This is a genomic window from Arthrobacter crusticola (assembly GCF_004357995.1).
GTDB classification, from domain to species: Bacteria; Actinomycetota; Actinomycetes; order Actinomycetales; family Micrococcaceae; genus Arthrobacter_D; species Arthrobacter_D crusticola.
Map to the genome: position 1 here is coordinate 19,238 of NZ_SMTK01000001.1, position 20,270 is coordinate 39,507.

At 70.3% G+C, this 20,270-nt stretch carries 16 protein-coding genes; 12 read left to right on the forward strand and 4 right to left on the reverse strand.

The window, feature by feature from the left end; translation table 11 throughout:
* Positions 1-25: 25 nt before the first annotated feature.
* From E2F48_RS00115 to E2F48_RS00125, 3 genes are read right to left on the reverse strand one after another with little or no spacing between them, the layout of a single operon-like run.
* On the reverse strand, positions 26-1,543 hold the full coding sequence (locus E2F48_RS00115; protein ID WP_133402025.1) for an FAD-dependent oxidoreductase: 1,518 nt from the start codon (positions 1,541-1,543) through the stop codon (positions 26-28).
* Positions 1,540-2,409, reverse strand: coding sequence for an FAD:protein FMN transferase (locus E2F48_RS00120; RefSeq protein ID WP_133402026.1), 870 nt, complete (start codon positions 2,407-2,409; stop codon positions 1,540-1,542). Before E2F48_RS00120 ends, E2F48_RS00115 begins: the two co-directional genes overlap by 4 nt.
* A 3-nt stretch (positions 2,410-2,412) precedes the next feature.
* The gene (locus E2F48_RS00125) at positions 2,413-2,934 is read right to left on the reverse strand and encodes a hypothetical protein (protein WP_246018434.1); all 522 of its coding nucleotides are present in this window, start codon (positions 2,932-2,934) and stop codon (positions 2,413-2,415) included.
* Positions 2,935-3,158: 224 nt separating this feature from the next.
* Between E2F48_RS00125 and argS the strand changes: the two genes are divergently transcribed.
* From argS to E2F48_RS00175, 10 genes are all read left to right on the forward strand, one after another.
* Entirely contained in the window at positions 3,159-4,808 is a 1,650-nt protein-coding gene (gene argS / locus E2F48_RS00130; protein ID WP_133402027.1) for an arginine--tRNA ligase, read from the forward strand.
* A 2-nt stretch (positions 4,809-4,810) separates the two neighbouring features.
* Complete coding sequence (gene lysA, locus E2F48_RS00135; protein ID WP_133402028.1) at positions 4,811-6,295, forward strand: diaminopimelate decarboxylase; 1,485 nt, start codon at positions 4,811-4,813, stop codon at positions 6,293-6,295.
* Positions 6,292-7,620 carry a homoserine dehydrogenase gene (locus E2F48_RS00140; protein ID WP_133402029.1) on the forward strand — a complete coding sequence of 443 codons (1,329 nt, stop codon included), beginning with the start codon at positions 6,292-6,294 and terminating at the stop codon, positions 7,618-7,620. Before lysA ends, E2F48_RS00140 begins: the two co-directional genes overlap by 4 nt.
* On the forward strand, positions 7,621-8,742 hold the full coding sequence (gene thrC / locus E2F48_RS00145) for a threonine synthase (protein WP_133402030.1): 1,122 nt from the start codon (positions 7,621-7,623) through the stop codon (positions 8,740-8,742).
* Positions 8,735-9,709 carry a homoserine kinase gene (gene thrB / locus E2F48_RS00150; protein ID WP_133402031.1) on the forward strand — a complete coding sequence of 325 codons (975 nt, stop codon included), beginning with the start codon at positions 8,735-8,737 and terminating at the stop codon, positions 9,707-9,709. Before thrC ends, thrB begins: the two co-directional genes overlap by 8 nt.
* Positions 9,710-10,003: 294 nt before the next feature.
* On the forward strand, positions 10,004-12,061 hold the full coding sequence (gene rho, locus E2F48_RS00155; protein ID WP_133402032.1) for a transcription termination factor Rho: 2,058 nt from the start codon (positions 10,004-10,006) through the stop codon (positions 12,059-12,061).
* 208 nt (positions 12,062-12,269) lie between these two features.
* Entirely contained in the window at positions 12,270-13,349 is a 1,080-nt protein-coding gene (gene prfA, locus E2F48_RS00160; RefSeq protein WP_133402033.1) for a peptide chain release factor 1, read from the forward strand.
* A 4-nt stretch (positions 13,350-13,353) separates the two neighbouring features.
* Entirely contained in the window at positions 13,354-14,289 is a 936-nt protein-coding gene (prmC, locus tag E2F48_RS00165; RefSeq protein ID WP_133402034.1) for a peptide chain release factor N(5)-glutamine methyltransferase, read from the forward strand.
* Positions 14,290-14,339: 50 nt separating this feature from the next.
* Positions 14,340-15,248 carry a glycosyltransferase gene (locus E2F48_RS00170; RefSeq protein ID WP_133402035.1) on the forward strand — a complete coding sequence of 303 codons (909 nt, stop codon included), beginning with the start codon at positions 14,340-14,342 and terminating at the stop codon, positions 15,246-15,248.
* A 96-nt stretch (positions 15,249-15,344) separates the two neighbouring features.
* Positions 15,345-16,208, forward strand: coding sequence for an L-threonylcarbamoyladenylate synthase (locus E2F48_RS00175; RefSeq protein ID WP_133402036.1), 864 nt, complete (start codon positions 15,345-15,347; stop codon positions 16,206-16,208).
* A 5-nt stretch (positions 16,209-16,213) separates the two neighbouring features.
* Here E2F48_RS00175 and E2F48_RS00180 read toward each other — a convergent pair whose 3' ends face one another.
* Positions 16,214-17,200 (reverse strand): glycosyltransferase, encoded by a 987-nt coding sequence (locus E2F48_RS00180; RefSeq protein ID WP_165968652.1) that lies wholly within the window; start codon positions 17,198-17,200, stop codon positions 16,214-16,216.
* A gap of 169 nt (positions 17,201-17,369) precedes the next feature.
* Between E2F48_RS00180 and E2F48_RS00185 the strand changes: the two genes are divergently transcribed.
* Both E2F48_RS00185 and E2F48_RS00190 read left to right on the forward strand, forming a co-directional pair.
* Entirely contained in the window at positions 17,370-19,235 is a 1,866-nt protein-coding gene (locus E2F48_RS00185; protein ID WP_133402038.1) for a polysaccharide biosynthesis protein, read from the forward strand.
* Positions 19,232-20,254 (forward strand): MraY family glycosyltransferase, encoded by a 1,023-nt coding sequence (locus tag E2F48_RS00190; protein WP_246018435.1) that lies wholly within the window; start codon positions 19,232-19,234, stop codon positions 20,252-20,254. Before E2F48_RS00185 ends, E2F48_RS00190 begins: the two co-directional genes overlap by 4 nt.
* Positions 20,255-20,270: the final 16 nt, after the last annotated feature.

The following is a 20,270-nucleotide window of genomic DNA, read 5'->3' on the forward strand; positions in this document are numbered from 1 at the left end:
GCGGTTCCCCGGCGCGCGCCCGGGGCTAGTAGCCGAGGAACGCGTCGGTGGTGACCCTGCCTCCGCCGGCTTTCCGCACCGCGGCGCGCAGGTGCGAAATGATCAGCGGCGAGCCCGAGACGTAGACCCGCCGGGAGGGCAGGTCGGGCACCTCGGCGGTCAACTGGTCCGCGCTCGGGTAGCCCGCTCCGGCGTAGCGCCAGCGCGGAGGCAGACCGACGCCGTCATAGGCCGGGTCGTGCGGGGCGAAGAGGGCGACGGGCGTGCCGAACTCCACGAGCTCCTCCCGGTAGGCGATCTCCTCCGCCGACCGCACCACGTACACCAGGACGACGTCGCGGTTTTGGCCGCGCCGGGCCACATCGCGGAGCTGGCTGATGAAGGGGGTGATGCCGATCCCGCCGGCCGCCAGCAGCAGCGGAACCGAGGGGTCCTTCGGCAGCCGGAAGTCCCCGCCGACCAGGGTGCCCGTCACCACGGCGCCGGACTTCAGGCCCAGCAGCGCCTTCTTGAAGCTGCTTCCGGGCTCGCTGACGCGCAGCCCGAAGCTGAGGGTGTCCCGGTCCTGCGGGGCGGAGGTGATGCTGAAGACCCGCCGGGATCCGCGCCCGTCGGTGCGTTCGTGCGGCAGGTTCAGCTCCATGTACTGGCCCGCCTCGAAGCGCACCGGGTGCGACGGGGCGAACACCAGCTCCGAGCTCGTCGGGGTGAGGTCCCGGCGTGCCGTGAACCTCAGCCGGACGCTGCGCCGCTGCCCCATGAGGAACGCGACGGCGTTGCCGATGACGAGCGCGAACTCCGGCCCGAGGAACACCGGCCCGAGCGAGGGCTGGGCGGCGAAGACGACGGCGACGACGGCGGCGGTGACGAGCTGCTGCCAGCGCAGCGGCGGCAGAGTGAGCGGCTCGGTCAGCATGAACCCGACGAGGAAGAGCACCGGGTAGGACACCAGGACCAGCTGGGCCGCGGCCAGCGGCGGAAGCCCGCCCGAGGCCAGGCCCGCGACGAGGATGCCGGTGCTCAGCGCCACGAAGCCGGCGCCCATGATGAGCTTGCGCGTGCGGTACAGCAGCACGAGGGTGCCCACCAGGACGAAGGGGAGCAGGTACGGGTTCGCGACCCACCAGCCCGCGGCGGAGAGTCCGAGCAGAGTGGCGACGACGGCCCCGGCGGCCGCCGGGTTGAAGATGTGCCGGCCGCGCACCGCGAGGAGGAATTTCGAGGCCGCGGCGGCGAGCCCGGCGACGGCGATGCCGCCGAGCCCGGGCCCGTCCAGGGTGGGGAACATGATGAAGAACAGGATGAAGCCGGTGATCAGCGCCGACTCATTGTGCGGGCGCATCCGCAGGATCATCGCCATGATCCGCGTGCCGCCCCAGGTGGAGACCAGGGCGGTGGCCAGGGTGGCGGTGAGCTCCGAGGGGCGGAAGGCGAGCAGGCCCGCGGCCGAGAATCCGAGGGAGGCCGCCGTGAGCAGGATCAGGAGGGAGAGGGTCAGCCGGTACATCGAGATCCGGCCCAGCAGCTGGTCGATACCGTTCATGGGACGAACAGTGCTCCGTTCAGGGTCGGGGAGAAGCGGGCGTGCCCGTCGGAGAATACCTGAACGAAGTCGAAGGCGAATTCCTCGGCCAGCACGTCGGGTTCGGCGAGGAACAGTGCCGTGGCCAGGGCATCGGCGGTCATGGTGTCCGCCGCGAGGACCCAGGTCGCCACCACCGTCGAGACGCTGGTGCCGGTGCGGGCATCGACCACATGGTGGAGGCCATCGCCCCAGGCTCTGCGGTTCGAGGCGGAGGCGCACAGTGCCCGGCCGCGCAGCTGCACGGTGCCGATCACCCGTGCGGGATCGTAGGGATGTTCGAGCCCCACGGTGAGGGCCGTGGTGCCCGAGTGGAGCATATCGCCGCTGGCGTCGACAAGGAATTCGGTATGCCCCGCGTCGGTGAGCAGCCCGCCCACGAGGTCGACGAGCTGGCCTTTTCCGGCGGCACCGACGTCGAGGGTGACGGGCCCGGAGGCCGTGACGACCGGGCCCTCCCAGTCGAGCACCGCATCCCAGGACCGGGCCGGGGCGGGCGGGCCCTTGGGAGTGAAGCTGTAGTGAGCGTCATACCCCTGGTGCTCGAGGACGGACCCGACCAGGGGTGACATCGAGCCGTCCGTGAGCCGGTACAGCCTCCTGTACAGCCGGCCGAGGGCGGCGCCGTGGGCGGGAAGCTCGAGCCGCCCGCCGCCGGCGGCGAGGGCGGCCACCGCGGAGTCGGAGCGGAAGCGCGAATACAGGGCGTCGTAGTCTTCAATCAGGCCGGCGATTGCGGCACGGACCCCGGGTTCCAGCGGAGCGGCAGTGTCGATCTGCCAGCGGGTCCCGATGGCCTCAAAGACGAAGCTGCCCCCGAGCACCATCGACTAGAGCTTGGCTTCGCTCTTGATGAGGTCCGTCGCCTCGGCGAAGCCCCCACTGGTCAGGGAGGAACCGGCCACCTTGTCGACCTTCAGCTCGTCGAGCTTCTTGCCGACAATCTCCTCCTGGATGCCCCCGCTGAACCGCTCCTGGTAGAGCTTCGCCGTGGGGTTCGACGGCATCGGCTCGGTGGTCACCGCCGTCACGACGTCCTTCTCCAGGGTCAGGGTCACCCCGATCTCCTCGGTGCCGCCGGGAGAGACGTAGGAGCCGACCTGGGTGAACTCGCCGTCCTCGTACGTCTGGTCGGACGCGGCGGGGGCCGCTTCGGTGGGCTCGGCGCTGGCCGGTGCCTCGGGTGCTGCACTGCTGGCTGTTTCTCCCGCAGGTTCCGAGCCCGGCGACGGAGCCGTTCCGGCGCAGCCCGCCACACCGAGGAGCGAGGCCGCCGCCAGGGCGTGGAGCACGCGCTTTCCGGTCATGCTGCGGGTGCGGGCGTCGGCCAATCCGGCTTCGAGGTCTTTCACGGCGGTTTCTCCTTGACTGTGGGCCCGGAAATCGCCCGGCCGGGTTGTGCCGGGCGGACAGTGATACTCAACAATTGTGCAGCAGCCCGGCGGGGAACAACCCGGCTGCCCTGTATTCGTTCCCGGGAGGTGTCCGGATGGCGCCCGGAGCGCCCGACCGTGCCCCAGCTGTCCCACCCGTCACACAAAGCGGCGGCCACGGCGTGCGCCGTTATGCTGGACGGGTGACTCCTGAAGAACTCTCCTCCGCTATTTCCGCCTGCCTGAAGACCGCCGTCGCCGACGGGGAGTTCGACATCGAGCTCCCAGCGGAAGTGCGCGTCGAGCGGCCGAAGAACCGCGAGCACGGGGACTGGGCCACGAACATCGCCCTGCAGCTGTCAAAGAAGGCCGGCATGAACCCCCGCGAGTTCGCCGGGATCCTCAAGAACCGCCTCGAGGCGATCGACGGCGTCGCATCGGTCGACATCGCCGGGCCGGGCTTCCTCAACATCACCCTCGACGCCGGAGCCGCCGGCGAACTCGCCCGCACCATCGTGGAGGCGGGCACCGCCTACGGAACGAACACCACCCTTGCCGGCCGCAGAATCAACCTCGAGTTCGTCTCGGCCAACCCGACCGGCCCCATCCACATCGGCGGCACCCGCTGGGCCGCCGTGGGCGACGCGCTCGCGCGCATCCTTCAGTCACAGGGCGCCGATGTCACCCGCGAGTACTACTTCAACGACCACGGGGCGCAGATCGACCGTTTCGCCCGCTCCCTCTACGCCAGCGCCCTGGGCCGGCCGGCGCCCGAGGACGGCTACGGCGGGGACTACATCGTCGACATCGCCAACCGGGTGCTCGCGAAGGACCCCTCGATCCCCTCGCTGGACGAGGCCGACGCGCTCGAGCAGTTCCGCGCCATCGGTGTAGACCTCATGTTCGGCGACATCAAGAAGTCGCTCCACGAGTTCGGCGTCGACTTCGACGTCTACTTCCACGAGCACTCCCTGTTCGAGAACAACTTCGTCGAGGGCCTGCTCGAGCAGCTCAAGGGCTCGGGGAACCTCTTCTTCGAGGACGGCGCCTGGTGGCTGAAGTCCACCGACTTCGGCGACGACCGCGACCGCGTGGTCATCCGCTCCGACGGCACGCCCGCCTACATCGCCGGCGACATCGGCTACATGGTGAACAAGCGCCAGCGGGGGTTCGACCTGAACATCATCATGCTCGGTGCCGACCATCACGGCTACGTAGCCCGGCTCAAGGCCGCCGCCGCGGCGCTGGGCGACGACCCCGACACCATCGAGGTGATGATCGGCCAGCTTGTGAACCTGGTGAAGGACGGCACGCCCGTGCGGATGTCCAAGCGTGCGGGAACCGTCGTCAGCCTTGAGGACCTCGTCGAGGCGGTGGGCGTCGACGCCGCCCGCTACACCCTCGCGCGGTTCTCGGCGGATTCGAACATCGACATCGACCTTGACCTGCTGACCAAGCGCAGCAACGAGAACCCCGTCTTCTACGTCCAGTATGCCCACGCCCGCACCCACGCCGTGGAACGCAACGCCGTCTCCGCCGGCGTCGACACGAGCAGCTTCGACGCCTCGACCCTGGGCCATCCCACCGAGGGCGAACTCCTCGCCGCCCTCGGGCAGTTCCCCGGCGTTGTGGCGCAGGCAGCGGCCTTTAGGGAGCCGCACCGGGTCGCCCGCCACCTCGAGGTCATCGCCGGCACCTACCACCGCTGGTACGACGCCTGCCGCATCGCCCCCATCGGCGGGGAACCCGTCGAGGAGGTCCACCGCAGCAGGCTCTGGCTGAACAACGCCACCCAGCAGGTGCTCGCGAACGGACTGTCGCTGCTCGGCGTCTCCGCCCCGGAAAGGATGTAGGCATGGCGGCCGGATCACCCCTCGCCCCCGACTGGCTCACCATCCCCGCCGACCCAGCCGCGCTGGAGCGCAAACTGTGGGCCCGCGACGTGGAGCGCTCCGCCGACGGGGTGCTCGCCGTCGACGGCGTGTCCGTCGAGGAACTGGCCGCCGAGTTCGGCACGCCGCTGTTCGTCGTCTCGGAGGCCGACTTCCGTGCCCGCGCCGCCGGCTTCCGGGACGCCTTCAGCGCCGCCTTCGCCGCCATCGGCGGGGAAGTGGACGTCTACTACGCCGGCAAGTCCTTCCTCTGCTCGGAGATCGCCCACTGGGTGTCCGAAGAGGGGCTGAACCTCGACACCTGCTCCGGCGGTGAGCTCGCCGTCGCCATGCGCGCCGGACTGCCGGGGGAGCGGCTGGGCCTTCACGGGAACAACAAGTCGGCCGCGGAGATCGGCCGCGCGCTGGACCTGGACCTTGGCCGGATCGTCGTCGACAGCCTCCAGGAGATCGCGATCGTCGGCGACCTGGCCGAGGCCCGCGGGGTGCGCGCCAACGTGCTGCTGCGCCTGACCCCGGGCGTCCACGCCTCCACCCACGAATTCATCGCCACCGCGCATGAGGACCAGAAGTTCGGCCTGTCCCTGGGCGCCGACCCGTCCGATCCCGGGGGACGCTCCCCGGCCTCCCGCGCGGTCGACGCCGCGCTCGCACACCCCGGCCTGCGCCTGCTCGGGGTCCACTGCCACATCGGCTCGCAGATCTTCGAGGCCGAAGGCTTCGAACTCGCCGCCCGCCGCCTGCTTGGCTTCCTGGCCGCCGTCCGCGACCGGCACGGCGTCGAACTTCCCGAACTGGACCTCGGCGGCGGCTACGGCATCGCCTACACCGAGGCCGACGTGCCGCGCGGACCGGAGGAGATTGCCGGCGCGATGGCCGCCGTTGTGGGCTCCACCTGCGCCGACCTCGGACTCGCCGTCCCGCGGATCTCGATCGAGCCCGGGCGGGCGATCGTCGGCCCCTCGACCTTCACCCTCTACACCACCGGTACCACGAAGACGGTCCACGTCGACACGGTCCCGGCCGGGCCCGGGCAGCCGGCCACCGAGCCGCGGCGCTACGTCTCGGTCGACGGCGGGATGAGCGACAACGCCCGGCCCGTGCTCTACGACGCCGACTACTCCGCTGTGCTCGCCTCGCGTGTCTCCGGGGCCGACCCGGTCCTGTCGCGCGTCGTCGGCAAGCACTGCGAGAGCGGGGACATCGTGGTGCGCGATGTCTACCTTCCCGGCGACACCGCGGCGGGGGACCTGCTCGCCGTGCCCGGCACCGGCGCCTACTGCTGGGCGCTTTCGAGCAACTACAACTACCTCGGCCGCCCGCCGGTGGTGGCCGTCGCCGAGGGAACCGCCCGGCTGATCGTCCGCGGCGAGACCGAAGAGGACCTGCTGGCCCGCGACGTCCAGCGCGCCGCCACCCCGACCCCAGGAGCCCGATCCAGCGCATGAACCTCACTGAAGCCTCCGCGAAGCCCCTGCGCGTCGCCCTCCTCGGCGCCGGAAACGTCGGTTCCCAGGTCGCGCGCATCCTCCTCGACGACGCTGCGGCGCTCGGCTCCCGCGCCGGCGCGCCCCTCGAGCTCGTCGGCATCGCCGTGCGCTCCCTCGACACCGACCGCGGCACGGCCCTTCCGCAGGAGCTGTTCACGACCGACGCGGAGTCGCTCGTTGAGAACGCCGACATCGTCATCGAATTGATGGGCGGCATCGAACCGGCCCGCTCGCTGATCCTGCGGGCCATCGAGCACGGAGCCACGGTGGTCAGCGGCAACAAGGCCCTGTTCGCCCAGGACGGCCCGGCCCTTTACGAGAAGGCCGACGCCGCCGGAGTGCAGCTCTCCTACGAGGCCGCCGTCGCCGGGGCGATCCCGATCCTGAGGCCCATCCGCGACAGCCTCTCGGGGGACCGCATCACGCGGGTGCTCGGCATCGTCAACGGCACCACCAACTACATCCTCGACCAGATGGACGCCACCGGGGCGCAGTTCGCCGACGCGCTGCGCGCTGCGCAGGAGCTCGGCTACGCGGAGGCCGATCCAACCGCGGACGTCGAGGGGCATGACGCCGCGGCGAAGGCGGCCATCCTCGCCTCGCTGTCCTTCCACACGCGCTTCGCCCTGGAGAACGTCTACTGCGAGGGCATCACGCAGGTCACCGCCGATGACATCGCCGCGGCCCGGGCCGACGGGTACGTCATCAAGCTCCTTGCCATCGCGGAACTGCTCTCCGACGAGGCCGGCGACCCCGGCGTCAGCGTGCGGGTGCATCCCACGCTCCTGCCCCGGGACCACCCGCTGGCCGCGGTGCACGGAGCGTTCAACGCAGTGTTCGTCGAGGCCGAAAACGCCGGGGAACTGATGTTCTACGGCCAGGGCGCCGGCGGCACCCCCACCGCCTCGGCGGTGCTCGGCGACGTCGTGAGCGCCGCCCGCCGCATGATGCTCGGCGGCCCGGGCCGCACCGAGACCACCACCGGGCACGTCCCGGCGCGGAGCATCGACACCGTGAGCACCAGCTACTGCATCGGGCTCGATGTCGCCGACCAGCCGGGGGTGCTGGCGCGCATCGCGACGATCTTCGCCGACAACGCCGTCTCCATCGAAACCATGAGGCAGAGCATCCACCAGCCGGGCCCCGGCGCCGAGGGGACCGCGGAACTGCGGATCGTGACCCACCGCGCCACCGAGGCCTCACTGGCGGCAACCGTCAAGCAGGTCGCGGCGCTGCCCGTCATCAATTCAGTGACATCCGTTCTTCGAGTAGAGGGAATCTAAGTGGCACACCAGTGGCGCGGAGTAATCCGCGAATACGCCGACCGACTGCCCGTGACCGAGTCCACCGAGGTCGTCACGCTCGGTGAGGGAGGCACCCCGCTCGTGCGGGCCCGGGCTCTCTCGGAGCTCACCGGATCCGAGGTCTACCTGAAGGTCGAGGGGATGAACCCCACGGGCTCCTTCAAGGACCGCGGCATGACCATGGCGATGACCGCGGCCGTCGCTGCCGGCGCCAAGGCCGTCGTCTGCGCCTCCACCGGCAACACCTCGGCCTCCGCCGCCGCCTACGCAACCCAGGCCGGCATCACCTGCGCCGTGCTGGTGCCCGACGGCAAGATCTCGATGGGCAAGCTCAGCCAGGCCATCGCCCACGGCGCCCAGCTGCTGCAGGTCAACGGCAACTTCGACAACTGCCTCGACGTCGCCCGCAAGCTCGCCGAGGCCTACCCGGTGTTCCTCGTGAACTCGGTGAACCCGGCGCGGCTCGAGGGCCAGAAAACCGCCGCGTTCGAGGTCGTCGACAGCCTCGGGGACGCCCCCGACTACCACCTGCTTCCGGTCGGGAACGCGGGCAACATCAGCGCGTACTGGAAGGGCTACAAGGAATACGCGGCGCCCTACGCCACCGCCGACGGAGAACTCGCCCCGGTGGCGACGAAGACCCCCGTGATGTGGGGCTTCCAGGCCGAGGGCGCCTCGCCGCTGGTGAAGGGCCACCCCGTCACCGAGCCCGACACCATCGCCACGGCCATCCGGATCGGCAACCCGGCCTCCTGGGACCTCGCCGTTGCCGCGCGCGACGAATCCGGCGGCCTGATCGAGGCCGTCAGCGACGACGAGATCCTCGAGGCGCACCGCTGGCTGTCCTCCCGCGAGGGCGTCTTCGTCGAACCCGCCTCCGCCGCCGGCGTGGCCGGGCTGCTGAAGAAGCACGGCGAGGGCCTCGCCCCAAAGGGCAAGACCATCGTCATCACCGTCACCGGCCACGGGCTGAAGGACCCCCAATGGGCCCTGCGCACCGCCGACGGCTCCGACGTCGAGCCCACCAAGGTCGAGTTCGACGTCGTGAGCGTCGCGGCCGCCCTGGGGCTCGAAGAGACCGCGGACCGGGCACGTGCCTGAGGACGCGGTGCTCTCGGCCCCCGCACGCCTCGTCGACTCCGGCCAGGCCGTCCGGGTCACCGTGCCGGCGACGAGCGCGAACCTCGGCCCCGGGTTCGACAGCCTGGGGCTGGCCCTCGGCCTGTTCGACACGGTGCGCGTGCGCACCGTCGACTCCGGCACCACGGCGGTGTTCCCCACGGGGGAGGGCGCGGGGGCCCTGCCCACCGACGGCTCCCACTTGGTGGCCCGCGCCCTGCTCGGAACCCTCGCCAACGCCGGCTGGTCGGCGCCCGGCCTGGAAATCGAGACGGTCAATGTGATCCCCCACGGGCGCGGGCTGGGCTCCTCCGCCGCCGCCATCGTGTCCGGTGTGCTCGCCGCGAACGCGCTGCTGCCCGAAGCCCATCGGCTCGACGAGGCGGCGGTGCTTCAGTGGTGTTCAACCCTTGAGGGCCACCCCGACAATGTCGCCCCGGCGCTGCTCGGATCGCTGGCCATCTCCTGGGAGACCGGCAGGGCCTTCCAGAGCACCCGGGTGGAGGTCCACCCCGACATCATCCCGATCGCCGCCATCCCCGACACCGCCCTGTCCACCGAGAGAGCCCGCGGGCTGCTGCCGACGTCGGTGCCGCACGGGAGCGCCTCGGCGAACGCCGGCCGCGCGGCGCTGCTCGTTCACGCTCTCACCGTGAGGCCGGACCTGCTCCATCCCGGCACCCGCGATGCGCTGCACCAGGAGTACCGCGCCTCGGTCATGCTCCCGAGCGCGGTGCTCATGCAGGCATTGCGGGCGCAGGGCTTCGCGTCGGTGATTTCCGGTGCCGGGCCCACCGTCATGACCTTCGCCGTCGGCGAGGAGGAGGCAGCACGGGCACTCGGGGCCGCCCGCGCGCTTGCCGCCGCGTCCGACACGCCGGGCGGCTGGCGGATTCTTCGGCTCGATGTTGCGCGGGAAGGTGCTAAAGTGGAAGTGCACCAAAGGTAGGAACCGTACTTACGGTTCTGAAGAGTGCCTCTGTTGAGCCGGCCGTCCTTGTCTTAGACCGCCGAGAAACTGCAGTTTTATCAGCAGTGGCGCAATCTCCGGTGTAGCCTCCGAAATCATCGTTGTGCGGCCAGGTTCGACCTGACGCACCGAATTCCCCAGGCTTCCAGCACATGCGGCGAACCTGCCCATAACAGGTCAGCCGAACTCCTCCTGCCCATCTAGAGCGGCAGCGGGGCTAACCTACGCGGCACACTCGTGAAGTGGCCGCCCGACGAGGGGGAAGGATCCTTCGTGACTGATACCACTGACCTGTTGCCAGGTGTGGATACATCCAGCGCTGAACCAGTCAGCGCACCGGCTTCAAAGAGCAGCGGACTCGCTGGCCTGAAGCTGGCCCAGCTCCAGGCGCTTGCCGGACAGCTGGGAATCACCGGCGGTTCGCGGATGCGCAAGAGCGACCTGGTGTCCGCGATTTCGGATCACCAGCGCGGTTCCGCCGTGGCCGACCGCCAGCAGGCACCGGCCGTCGACCGCCAGCAGGCCCCGGCCGAGCGCCCGGACGCAGCCCCCGAGGCCGCCGAAAGCGCCGCCCCGGCCGAGCGCGCCCCGCGCACCCGCAACCGTAACCGCCGCGCCGGAAGCGACGGCGTAGTCACCGCCCAGGGCGCATCCGAGGCCGCTTCCGACACCGCTGTCGAGACCGCCGCCGCCGAAGCCCCCGCCGAGGCCGCAGACCGCGGCAACGGTGACCGCGAAGGCTCGGGACGCAACCAGCGCAACCGGCGCGGACGCCGGGGCGATGACCGCGCCGAGGCCCCGACCGCCGACGGCGCCGACGCCGAGGAGACCCGCACCGCCGGAGATTCCGGCAACGCGCAGCAGGGCGAAGGCCGAGACCGCAACGAGCGCCGCAGCCGCAACCGGGGCGAGCGCGAGGACGATACCCGCGGTGAGCGCAACGGGGACAACCGGGCCGACACCCGGAACGACAACCGGGCCGACACCCGCAACGACAACCGGGGCGACCGCGGGGACAGCCAGGACGAGGGCCGCGGCCGCAACCGCCGCAACCGCACCGGGCGCAACTCCCGCGACGAGGAGCGCACCAGCAGGTTCCGCGACCGCAACGAGCGCAGCGACCGCCGCCGCGGGCGCAACGCCAACCCGGACGTCGACGACGTCGAGGTCACCGAGGACGACGTGCTTCTGCCCGTCGCCGGCGTGCTCGACATCCTGGAGAACTACGCCTTCGTGCGCACCTCCGGCTACCTGCCAGGCCCGAACGACGTCTATGTCTCCCTGGCCCAGGTCAAGAAGTACAACCTGCGCAAGGGCGACGCCGTGGTCGGTGCCATCCGTGCACCCCGCGACGGCGAGACCCAGGCCAGCACGCGCCAGAAGTTCAACGCCCTGGTGCGGGTGACCTCGGTCAACGCCATCCCCGCCGAGGACCTTCGGGACCGCGTGGAGTTCGCCAAGCTGGTGCCCCTCTACCCGTCCGAGCGGCTGCGCCTGGAGACCGAGCCCAAGAAGATCGGTCCGCGCGTGATCGACCTCGTGGCTCCGATCGGCAAGGGCCAGCGCGGTCTCATCGTGTCCCCGCCCAAGGCCGGTAAGACGCTGATCCTGCAGGCCATCGCCAATGCGATCACCATCAACAACCCCGAGGTCCACCTCATGATGGTCCTCGTCGACGAACGTCCCGAAGAAGTCACCGACATGCAGCGGACCGTCAAGGGCGAGGTCATCGCCTCGACCTTCGACCGTCCCGCCGATGACCACACAACGGTTGCCGAACTCTCGATCGAACGCGCCAAGCGCCTCGTGGAGATGGGCAAGGACGTCGTCGTCCTCCTCGACTCGATGACCCGCCTGGGACGCGCCTACAACCTGGCCGCCCCGGCTTCGGGCCGTATCCTCTCCGGCGGCGTCGACTCGGCGGCGCTGTACCCGCCGAAGCGCTTCTTCGGTGCGGCACGCAACATCGAGAACGGCGGATCGCTGACCATCCTCGCCACCGCGCTGGTGGAGACCGGGTCCAAGATGGACGAGGTCATCTTCGAGGAGTTCAAGGGCACCGGCAACATGGAGCTCCGCCTGTCACGCCACCTGGCCGACAAGCGCATCTTCCCGGCCGTTGACGTCAACGCCTCCGGCACCCGGCGCGAGGAGAACCTCCTGTCGCCGGACGAGGTCAAGATCATGTGGAAGCTCCGCCGGGTGCTCTCCGGGCTCGAGCAGCAGCAGGCACTCGAGCTGCTGACCAACAAGATCCGGGAGACGCAGTCCAACGTCGAGTTCCTGATGCAGGTCCAGAAGACCACTTTGGGGTCCAAAGACTCGGATTAGCGTCCGTCCAGCCGCCCACGGGCGTGCAGGTCACTTTCGTGGTCGGCACGCCCTGGGCGGCTGTTTCGTTAACGCGGACCCGTCTGGTAGCAAACCGGCACCGCGTCGAGGCCGCAGCAGCTACCGGCCCTGCCGGCGTTCCCCTGCGATTTCTGCGTCCCCGAGTAATCACTAGACTGGCTTGCACGAGCCGAAAGAGGTAGCACCAATGTTTGAGTCCATCCAGGGCCTGCTCGACGAGCACGCGGAACTGCAGCTTCAGCTGTCCGACCCCGCCGTCCATGCCGACCAGTCGCTGGCACGGAAGCTCGGACGCCGGTACGCCGAGCTCGGCCGCATCGTCGACGCGCACAACCGCTGGAGCACCCTCGAGGACGACCTCGAGGCGGCGCGCGAGATGGCGGGGGAAGACCCCGAACTGGCCGCCGAGGTGCCCGTGCTCGAGGAGCAGCTCGCCGCAGCGCAGGAACGCCTGCGCCGCCTGCTGATTCCCCGGGACCCCAACGACAGCCGCAACGTCATCATCGAGGTCAAGGGCGGGGAAGGCGGCGACGAGGCGGCCCTGTTCGCCGGGGACCTGCTGCGCATGTACGTGCGGTACGCCGAATCCCGCGGCTGGAAGACCGAGCTCATCTCCGCCACCGAGTCCGACCTCGGCGGCTACAAGGATGTGCAGATGGCCATCAAGGGCAGCTCCAACGACCTCGCCGAGGGCGTGTACGCCCGCCTGAAGTTCGAAGGCGGCGTCCACCGCGTCCAGCGGGTTCCGGTCACCGAGTCCCAGGGCCGTATCCACACCTCCGCCGCCGGCGTCCTCGTCCTGCCCGAGGTCGACGAGCCCGAAGAGGTCGAGATCAGCCAGAACGACCTGAAGATCGACGTCTACCGCTCCTCCGGTCCGGGCGGCCAGTCGGTCAACACCACCGACTCCGCGGTGCGCATCACCCACCTTCCCACCGGGATCGTGGTGGCCATGCAGAACGAGAAGTCCCAGCTGCAGAACCGCGAGGCGGCCATGCGCGTGCTTCGCTCGCGCATCCTCGCGCACGAGCAGGAGAAGATCGACGCGGCGAACTCCGACATCCGCAAGTCGCAGATCCGGACCATGGACCGCTCCGAGCGCATCCGCACCTACAACTACCCCGAGAACCGGATCGCCGACCACCGCACCGGGTACAAGGCCTACAACCTCGACGCCGTCATGAACGGCGACCTCGAGCCGGTCGTGCAGTCCGCCATCGAGATGGACGAGCAGGCCCGCCTCGACGCCATCGGCACGGACGACTGACTCGGTGGATCCCGAAACGCCGTTGAACGACGGGCTGCGTGCCGCCGCGGCCACGCTGGCCGCGGCAGGGGTGCCCAGCCCCCGCGTCGACGCCGAACTGCTGGCGGCGCACCTCCTGGGTGTGGGCGTCGGACGGGTCCGCGCCCTCGCGCTGACCGGCGCGACGGTCCCCGCAGGCTTCCCCGAGCTCGTCGCCGAACGGGCCCAGCGGGTCCCGCTGCAGCACCTTACCGGAACGGCCTACTTCCGGCACGTCGAACTGGCCGTGGGGCCCGGGGTGTTCATCCCTCGGCCCGAAACAGAGTCCGTGGTGCAGCTGGTGGTCGACCATGCCGCCGCCCTCTCCGCCTCATCCACGATCCGCACCGACGGGGACGCGCCGGGTGCCGCGGCCGGGGAGCGGCCGGCCCTGAAGATCGTCGACCTGGGAACGGGGTCCGGCGCCATCGCCGCCGCCCTCGCCGACGAGGTCCCCGGTGCGCACGTCTACGCCGTCGAACTCAGCGAACTCGCCGCCGCCTGGGCAGAGGTCAACCTCCGCCCGCGCGGCGTGAGGCTCGTTCGAGGCGACCTCGCGACAGCGCTTCCCGAGCACGACGGCAGCTTCGACATCGTCGTGTCGAACCCGCCCTACATTCCCGCGGCCGCCATTCCCCACGAACCCGAGGTGGCCCTCCACGATCCGCCCGAGGCCCTGTACGGCGGGGGAGAGGACGGCATGGTGCTCCCCACGGCGGCGGCGGCCTCGGCGGCGCGGCTGCTGAAGCCCGGCGGCTTCTTCGTGATGGAGCACGCCGAAGTGCAGGCCGAAGCCATCGCGGCGATACTCCGGCGGGCCGGCACCTTCTCGGACGTCACCACCCACCTCGACCTCAACGGCAGGCAGCGGGCCACCAGCGCCGTGCTCGCTCCGCTCGGACAGACAATCCACCCCGCCTGACCCGCCGCCACCTCCGCGGCGGCGGGCCTCCCCGACCCAAGGACGAATGCATGACCAACGTAGCCGTAGCGGCCGTCACCTTTGACCGCCACGAGGAACTCGGGCTCCTGCTCAAGGGCCTCGCCCAGCAGAGCGTCCCCGTTACCTCGGTCGCCCTCGTCGATTCGGGCACCCGCCCGGCGGCCGACGTCGTTGCGGCGGCGGACGGCACCATCAACTACCTCCGTTCGGAGGCCAACCTGGGCGGGGCCGGGGGGTTCGCCTACGCCATCCTCGCCGCGCTGGCCAGCGGCGCCGACTGGATCTGGCTGATGGACGACGACGGGCACCCCGAGGACGCCCGCTGCCTGGAGGTCCTCCTGGCAGCGGCCGGGGAACACGGCCTGGACATCGTCAGCCCTCTCGTCGTCGCCACCGAGGATCCGAACCGGCTCTCGTTCAACTTCCGCATCAACGGCCTGCTGACCAACGACCGCACCCGGCTCGAACCTCTCGGGTACCTGCCGGACATGCTTCACTTCTTCAACGGGGCGCTGATCCGCCGTGAGGTCTTCCACACCGTGGGCCTGCCGGACCTGAAGTTCTTCATCCGCGGCGACGAGGTGGACTTCCTCGCGAAGGTCAAGAAGGCCGGCCTGAAGTACGGGACGGTGGCGACCACCGCGGTGCGACACCCCGCCTCCTGGGCCGAGATGAAGCCGATCTTCCGCGGTTTCATCACCCCGGTCATCCCCGAGGGCGACTTCAAGCGGTACTGCTACTTCCGCAACCGCGGCTACCTCACCCGCCGCTACCGCAACCTGCGCTGGTTCGCCGCCGACATTATCGGCTTCCCTTACTACTTCCTCTCGGTCCGGGACGGCGTCGGCCTGGTGCGCTGGGCGCGGGCCTATTCGGCCGGCTTCCGCGGCAGGGGCTTCGGGGCGCCGGAGGAGCTGATGAAAAGCACAGCCCGCTGAGTCCGTGAACCACCGGTCGGCGGGCCGGTGCGCCCGCCGGCCCGCCGCGGTTCGAGCCCGCGCCGGTAACGACCCGCGCAATGAAAGAATGGTCCCGTGACAACTACCTACGACTGCACCGATCCCGGCCAGCGCGGCGAGGGGCTCGCCGCCGCCCAGCGGGCCCTTGCCTCCCAGCAATGCGTGGTCCTGCCGACGGACACGGTGTACGGAATTGCCGCCGACGCCTTTTCGCCCCGTGCCGTTGCCGCACTGCTCGCCGCGAAGGGGCGCGGACGCAACATGCCGCCCCCGGTGCTGATTCCCCGGCCGCAGACGATGGAGGGACTCGCCACCAGAATCCACCCCGATGCCCGCGCCCTCGCCGAGGCGTTCTGGCCCGGCGGGCTGACGCTCATCTTCCACACCCAGCCCTCGCTCACCTGGGACCTCGGGGAAACCTTCGGCACCGTGGCCCTGCGGATGCCCGACGACCGGGTGGCCCTTGACCTGTTGACGCTCACCGGCCCGCTCGCCGTCTCCTCGGCCAACCGCACCGGACAGCCCGCCGCGCGGACCGCGGCCGAGGCACTTGAGCAGCTCGACGGTGCGGTGGCCGTCTACCTCGAGGACGGCCCGCGCGCGCCGGACGCTGTGGGCTCCACCATAGTCGACGCCACCTCAGGAGTGCTGCGGGTCGTCCGCCAGGGCACGCTGTCCCTTGAGCGGCTGCGCGGGGTGGTGCCCTCGATCGTGGGGGCAGATGGGCAGGCACCGGATCCGGCCGGCGGAGCTAGCCCCGCTTTGGGAGCGCACGCCGCAGGAGCAGATGTACCCGCCGCGGGAGCAGACGCGCACGCCAGGGGAGCAGGCCCGCACGCCGCCGGAGCGGACGTACCGGCCGCGGGAGCAGACGCGGACGCCGCGCCGGCCGGAGAGCCGGGCCGCGGCCCGGTGAAGCACCAGCCGGACCGGGGCTGATCAGCTCAGCGGGCGGCCCCGGTCAGCGGGGGCATCGGCTGCCAGGCCGGGTCCCGGCGGATCCGCCGCCCTTCCCGCCAGCCGCGCGCCAGGGCGGGAAGTCCGCTGACCGAGCGTTCGACGGCCACCAGGCGCAGCACTTCCTTGCCCGCCGTGAGCAGGGTGCCGAGGGCGAAACCCGCAGGTGCGTACCGCCCCCGGGTGCGCAGGTACTGGGCGACCAGGCCGCGGTTGCGCATCGAGTAGAACCTGCTGAGGTCGCTCGAGTCATTGAGGTGCCGGACCCCCAGGCTGATCTGGCGCTGCGGGCGCGTCTTCGCGAGCACGTACGCGTCAACGTAGGCCACCTCATGGGTCTGGGAGATGAGCCACCCGTAGGTTGAGTCGTCGCCGCCGAGGAAGAACCGGGGATCGGGGAGCCCCACCTCCCGGACAACGCTGGCATGCACAAGCATCCCTTCAAAGCAGCCCACGTTCGTGCGGAAGACGGGGGAGTGCCGGAAGACGTCGCCGGGCACCGGCAGGTGGATCCCGAGGAAGTCGACGAACCGGTGCTGCCAGAAGAACGGCCGCCCGGCGGCGTCCCAGCGGCGGCCGTGGAGGCACTTGTACCGCCCGGTGAAGGGGGCGAGGGCCGCCAGGGCGCCGGGCACCGCGGTGACGTCGTCGTCCATGATCCACAGCCAGTCGGCTCCCTCGGCCAGCGCCCGCTCCATGCCGGCCGCGAAGCCGCCGGCACCGCCGGTGTTGGTGGCAAGCCGGTGGTGAAGCACGGGGAAGGGGGTCTGCGCCGCAACCTCGGCGATCACCGCGGGCGTGTCGTCGGTGCTGGCGTTGTCGACGACGACCACCGCGGTGGGCGCGGGACGAAGCGCGCGAACCGAGTCCAGCAGGCCCCGGAGGTAGTCCGAACGGTTGTAGGTGGTGATCACGAGCATCAGGTTCTGCCCCTGCAGCGCACCGGGTGCAGCGGCGGCCTCGATGTCGTTCAAGCTGTTCCTTCCGGACCCGCGGCACGCGCCCGGCGAGGGGCGTGCGGAGGTTGTGCGGCTAGTATTCTCGGGTAGAACGAGTCTATTACACCGCCACAGGCCGCCGGCCGGGCCTGCCGATGCGGGAGCGCGTCGGCGCTGAACCTTCTGCACGACGTTGTTAGGAACCATGAGACGAACCGACGGCACCAGTGAAGCCAGGGGCACGGGCACCGAGCCCGGACGGCCGAGGACGGACAAGCCCGCGCTCTGGCTCTGGTCCCAGTACCTGCTCGACGCCGCCGCCTGGGTTGTTGCGATCCTGCTCGCGCTGGTCCTGCGGTACGAACTGATCGTCAACGACATCAATGCCGAGGGTGTGGTGGTCTTCTGCGCCGCCGCGGTCGTGGCGCAGCTCTTTGTCGGCCTCAGCTTCGCCCTGTACCGCGGGCGGTACAGCTTCGGCAGCTTCCACGAGGCAAAACTGCTCGTGATCGTCACGGTGATCGTGTCGGTGCTGCTGGTGCTCATCAGCGTCGCCTTCTTCACGGTCATCGAAATTCCCCGCAGCATCGGCATCATCGCGTTCCCGTTCGCCTGTATCTTCCTTGCCTCCACGCGCTACCTCAAGCGCATGTACGTCGAAAGCAAGGCCCGGCCCGGCGAAAACGCCCAGCGCACCCTGATCTACGGTGCCGGATTCCTCGGCAACTCGCTGGTCTCGCGCATGATGCAGGACCCCGAGTCGCCGTACTTCCCCGTCGGACTGATCGATGACGACCCGGCCAAGAAGCACCTGCGGCTTGCCACAGTGCCCGTGCTCGGCCGGCTCGAGGACCTCCCCGAAGTGGTGGCCCGCACCCGGCCCTCGGTGCTGGTGATCGCATTCTCCGACGTCGAGGCCGCCACGGTGCGCAGGGTGTCCGACCTGGTCGCCGGGCTGAACATCAAGGTGCTCGTGCTGCCGCCGCTGCGCGAGATGCTCGACGCCGGCTCCGGGCTTTCGGACTTCCGCGAGGTGGCCGTCGAGGACCTCATCGGGCGCCGCCCGGTGGACATCCACGCCGACGAGGTCTCGGGCTACATCACGGGCCGGCGGGTGCTCGTCACCGGTGCCGGCGGCTCGATCGGCTCCGAACTGTGCCGCCAGCTGGCCGGCTTCCACCCCGCCGAACTGATCATGCTCGACCGCGACGAGACCGGGCTGCAGACCACCCAGATCTCCCTGACCGGACGGGGACTGCTCACCGGACGGGACACAGTGCTCGCGGACATCCGGGACGCCGACACGCTGCTCAATATTTTCGAGGACCGCCGCCCCGAGGTCGTCTTCCATGCCGCGGCGCTCAAGCACGTCTCGCTGCTGGAGCAGTATCCCGAGGAGGCGTGGAAGACGAACGTGCAGGGCACGGTGAACGTCCTGCGCGCGGCGGCCGCCGCGGGCGTCACGAACTTCGTCAACATCTCCACCGACAAGGCCGCCGACCCCACCTCGGTTCTTGGCCACTCGAAGCGGGTGGCCGAGAAGGTCACCGCGTGGCACGCGGCGAGCACCGGACAGAAATACGTCTCGGTGCGCTTCGGCAATGTGATCGGCAGCCGGGGCTCAATGCTTCCCCTGTTCACCGAGCAGATCCGCAGCGGCGGGCCCGTCACGGTGACCGACCCGGAGGTCACGCGGTTCTTCATGACGATCCCCGAGGCCTGCCAGCTCGTGGTGCAGGCCGGAGCCATCGGCCGCGGCGGGGAGGTGCTGATCCTCGACATGGGGGAGCCGGTGAAGATCCTCGACGTCGCACAGCGCATGATCGCCATGTCCGGCAAGGAGGTCCCGATCGTCTTTACCGGCCTGCGGCCGGGGGAGAAGCTGCACGAGGACCTCGTTGGCGTCGACGAGAACGACTCGCGCCCGCTGCACCCGAAGATCTCCCACACTCCGGTCGCCCCGCTGGACCCGGCACGGCTCGACCTGCAGGAATGGAAGAACCGCGGCTCCTTCACCGCGGTGGCGCAGGCAGGCTTCCCGAAGACCCCCCAGGGCAGGGCCCTCTCGTGAGCGTCCTGCTCGTTCTCGTCGCCGGCGCGGCCTTCGCCGTCAGCGCCGTGCTTCCCTTCGTTGTGAAGCCCTTCCTCGGGCGGCTGGGGGTCCTCGATGTCCCCAACGACCGCTCCTCGCACACCACGGTGGTTATCCGCGGAATGGGCATCGCCGTCGCCGGCGGAATCACCGTCGGCCTGGTGCTCGCCCTGCTCACCGGGCTCGTCGCGGTCGACCGGTCGCTGCTCCTGATCATCCTGGCCATGCTGGGCGCGGCCGCCGTGCTGGGCTGGATCGAGGACCTGCGCGGGGTCTCAATCCTCACCCGCGCCGGCCTTCAGCTGCTCATCGGCGCGCTCGGGACGGCGGCCCTGGCCGCCGCCATCGGCCAGAGCTACTGGTGGGTGCCCGTCGGTGCCGTGGCCGTGGCGGCCTACATCAACGCGGCCAACTTCATGGACGGCATCAACGGCATCTCCGGTATGCACGGGGCCGTCGTCGGCGTCTTCTACGCCATCGGGGGAGTCCTGAGCGGCCAGCAGTGGCTCACCGTGACCGGCGTCGTCATCGCGATGGCGTTCCTCGCCTTTCTGCCGTGGAACCTCGGCCGCGGCTTCGTCTTCCTCGGCGACGTGGGAAGCTACCTGCTGGGTGCCTCGATCGCGGCGACGGCCGTCACCGGGCTGCTCGCCGGGGTGTACCTCGAGTACCTGCTCTCCCCGGTGCTCATCTACCTCGCCGATACTTTCACCACATTCCTGCGCCGTGCCCGCCGCGGGGAGCGCCTCTACGCTTCCCACCGCTCCCACGTGTACCAGCGCCTGACCGACACGGGCCTGGGCCACGTCCAGGTGGCACTGCTGGTCACGCTCAGTTCGGCGCTGACCGGTGCCGCTGGGTTCGCCGTCGCCAACGCCCAGGCGCCGGTGGCCGTCGCTGGCTCCCTGTTCGCCGCAGTCGTCGTCGCCCTCTACGTGAACTCGCCGAGGATCTTCGCCGCCCGTGCGGCCCGCCGCCGGGTGCGCCGTACCGCCTAGGTTCCCGGCCGGGCCG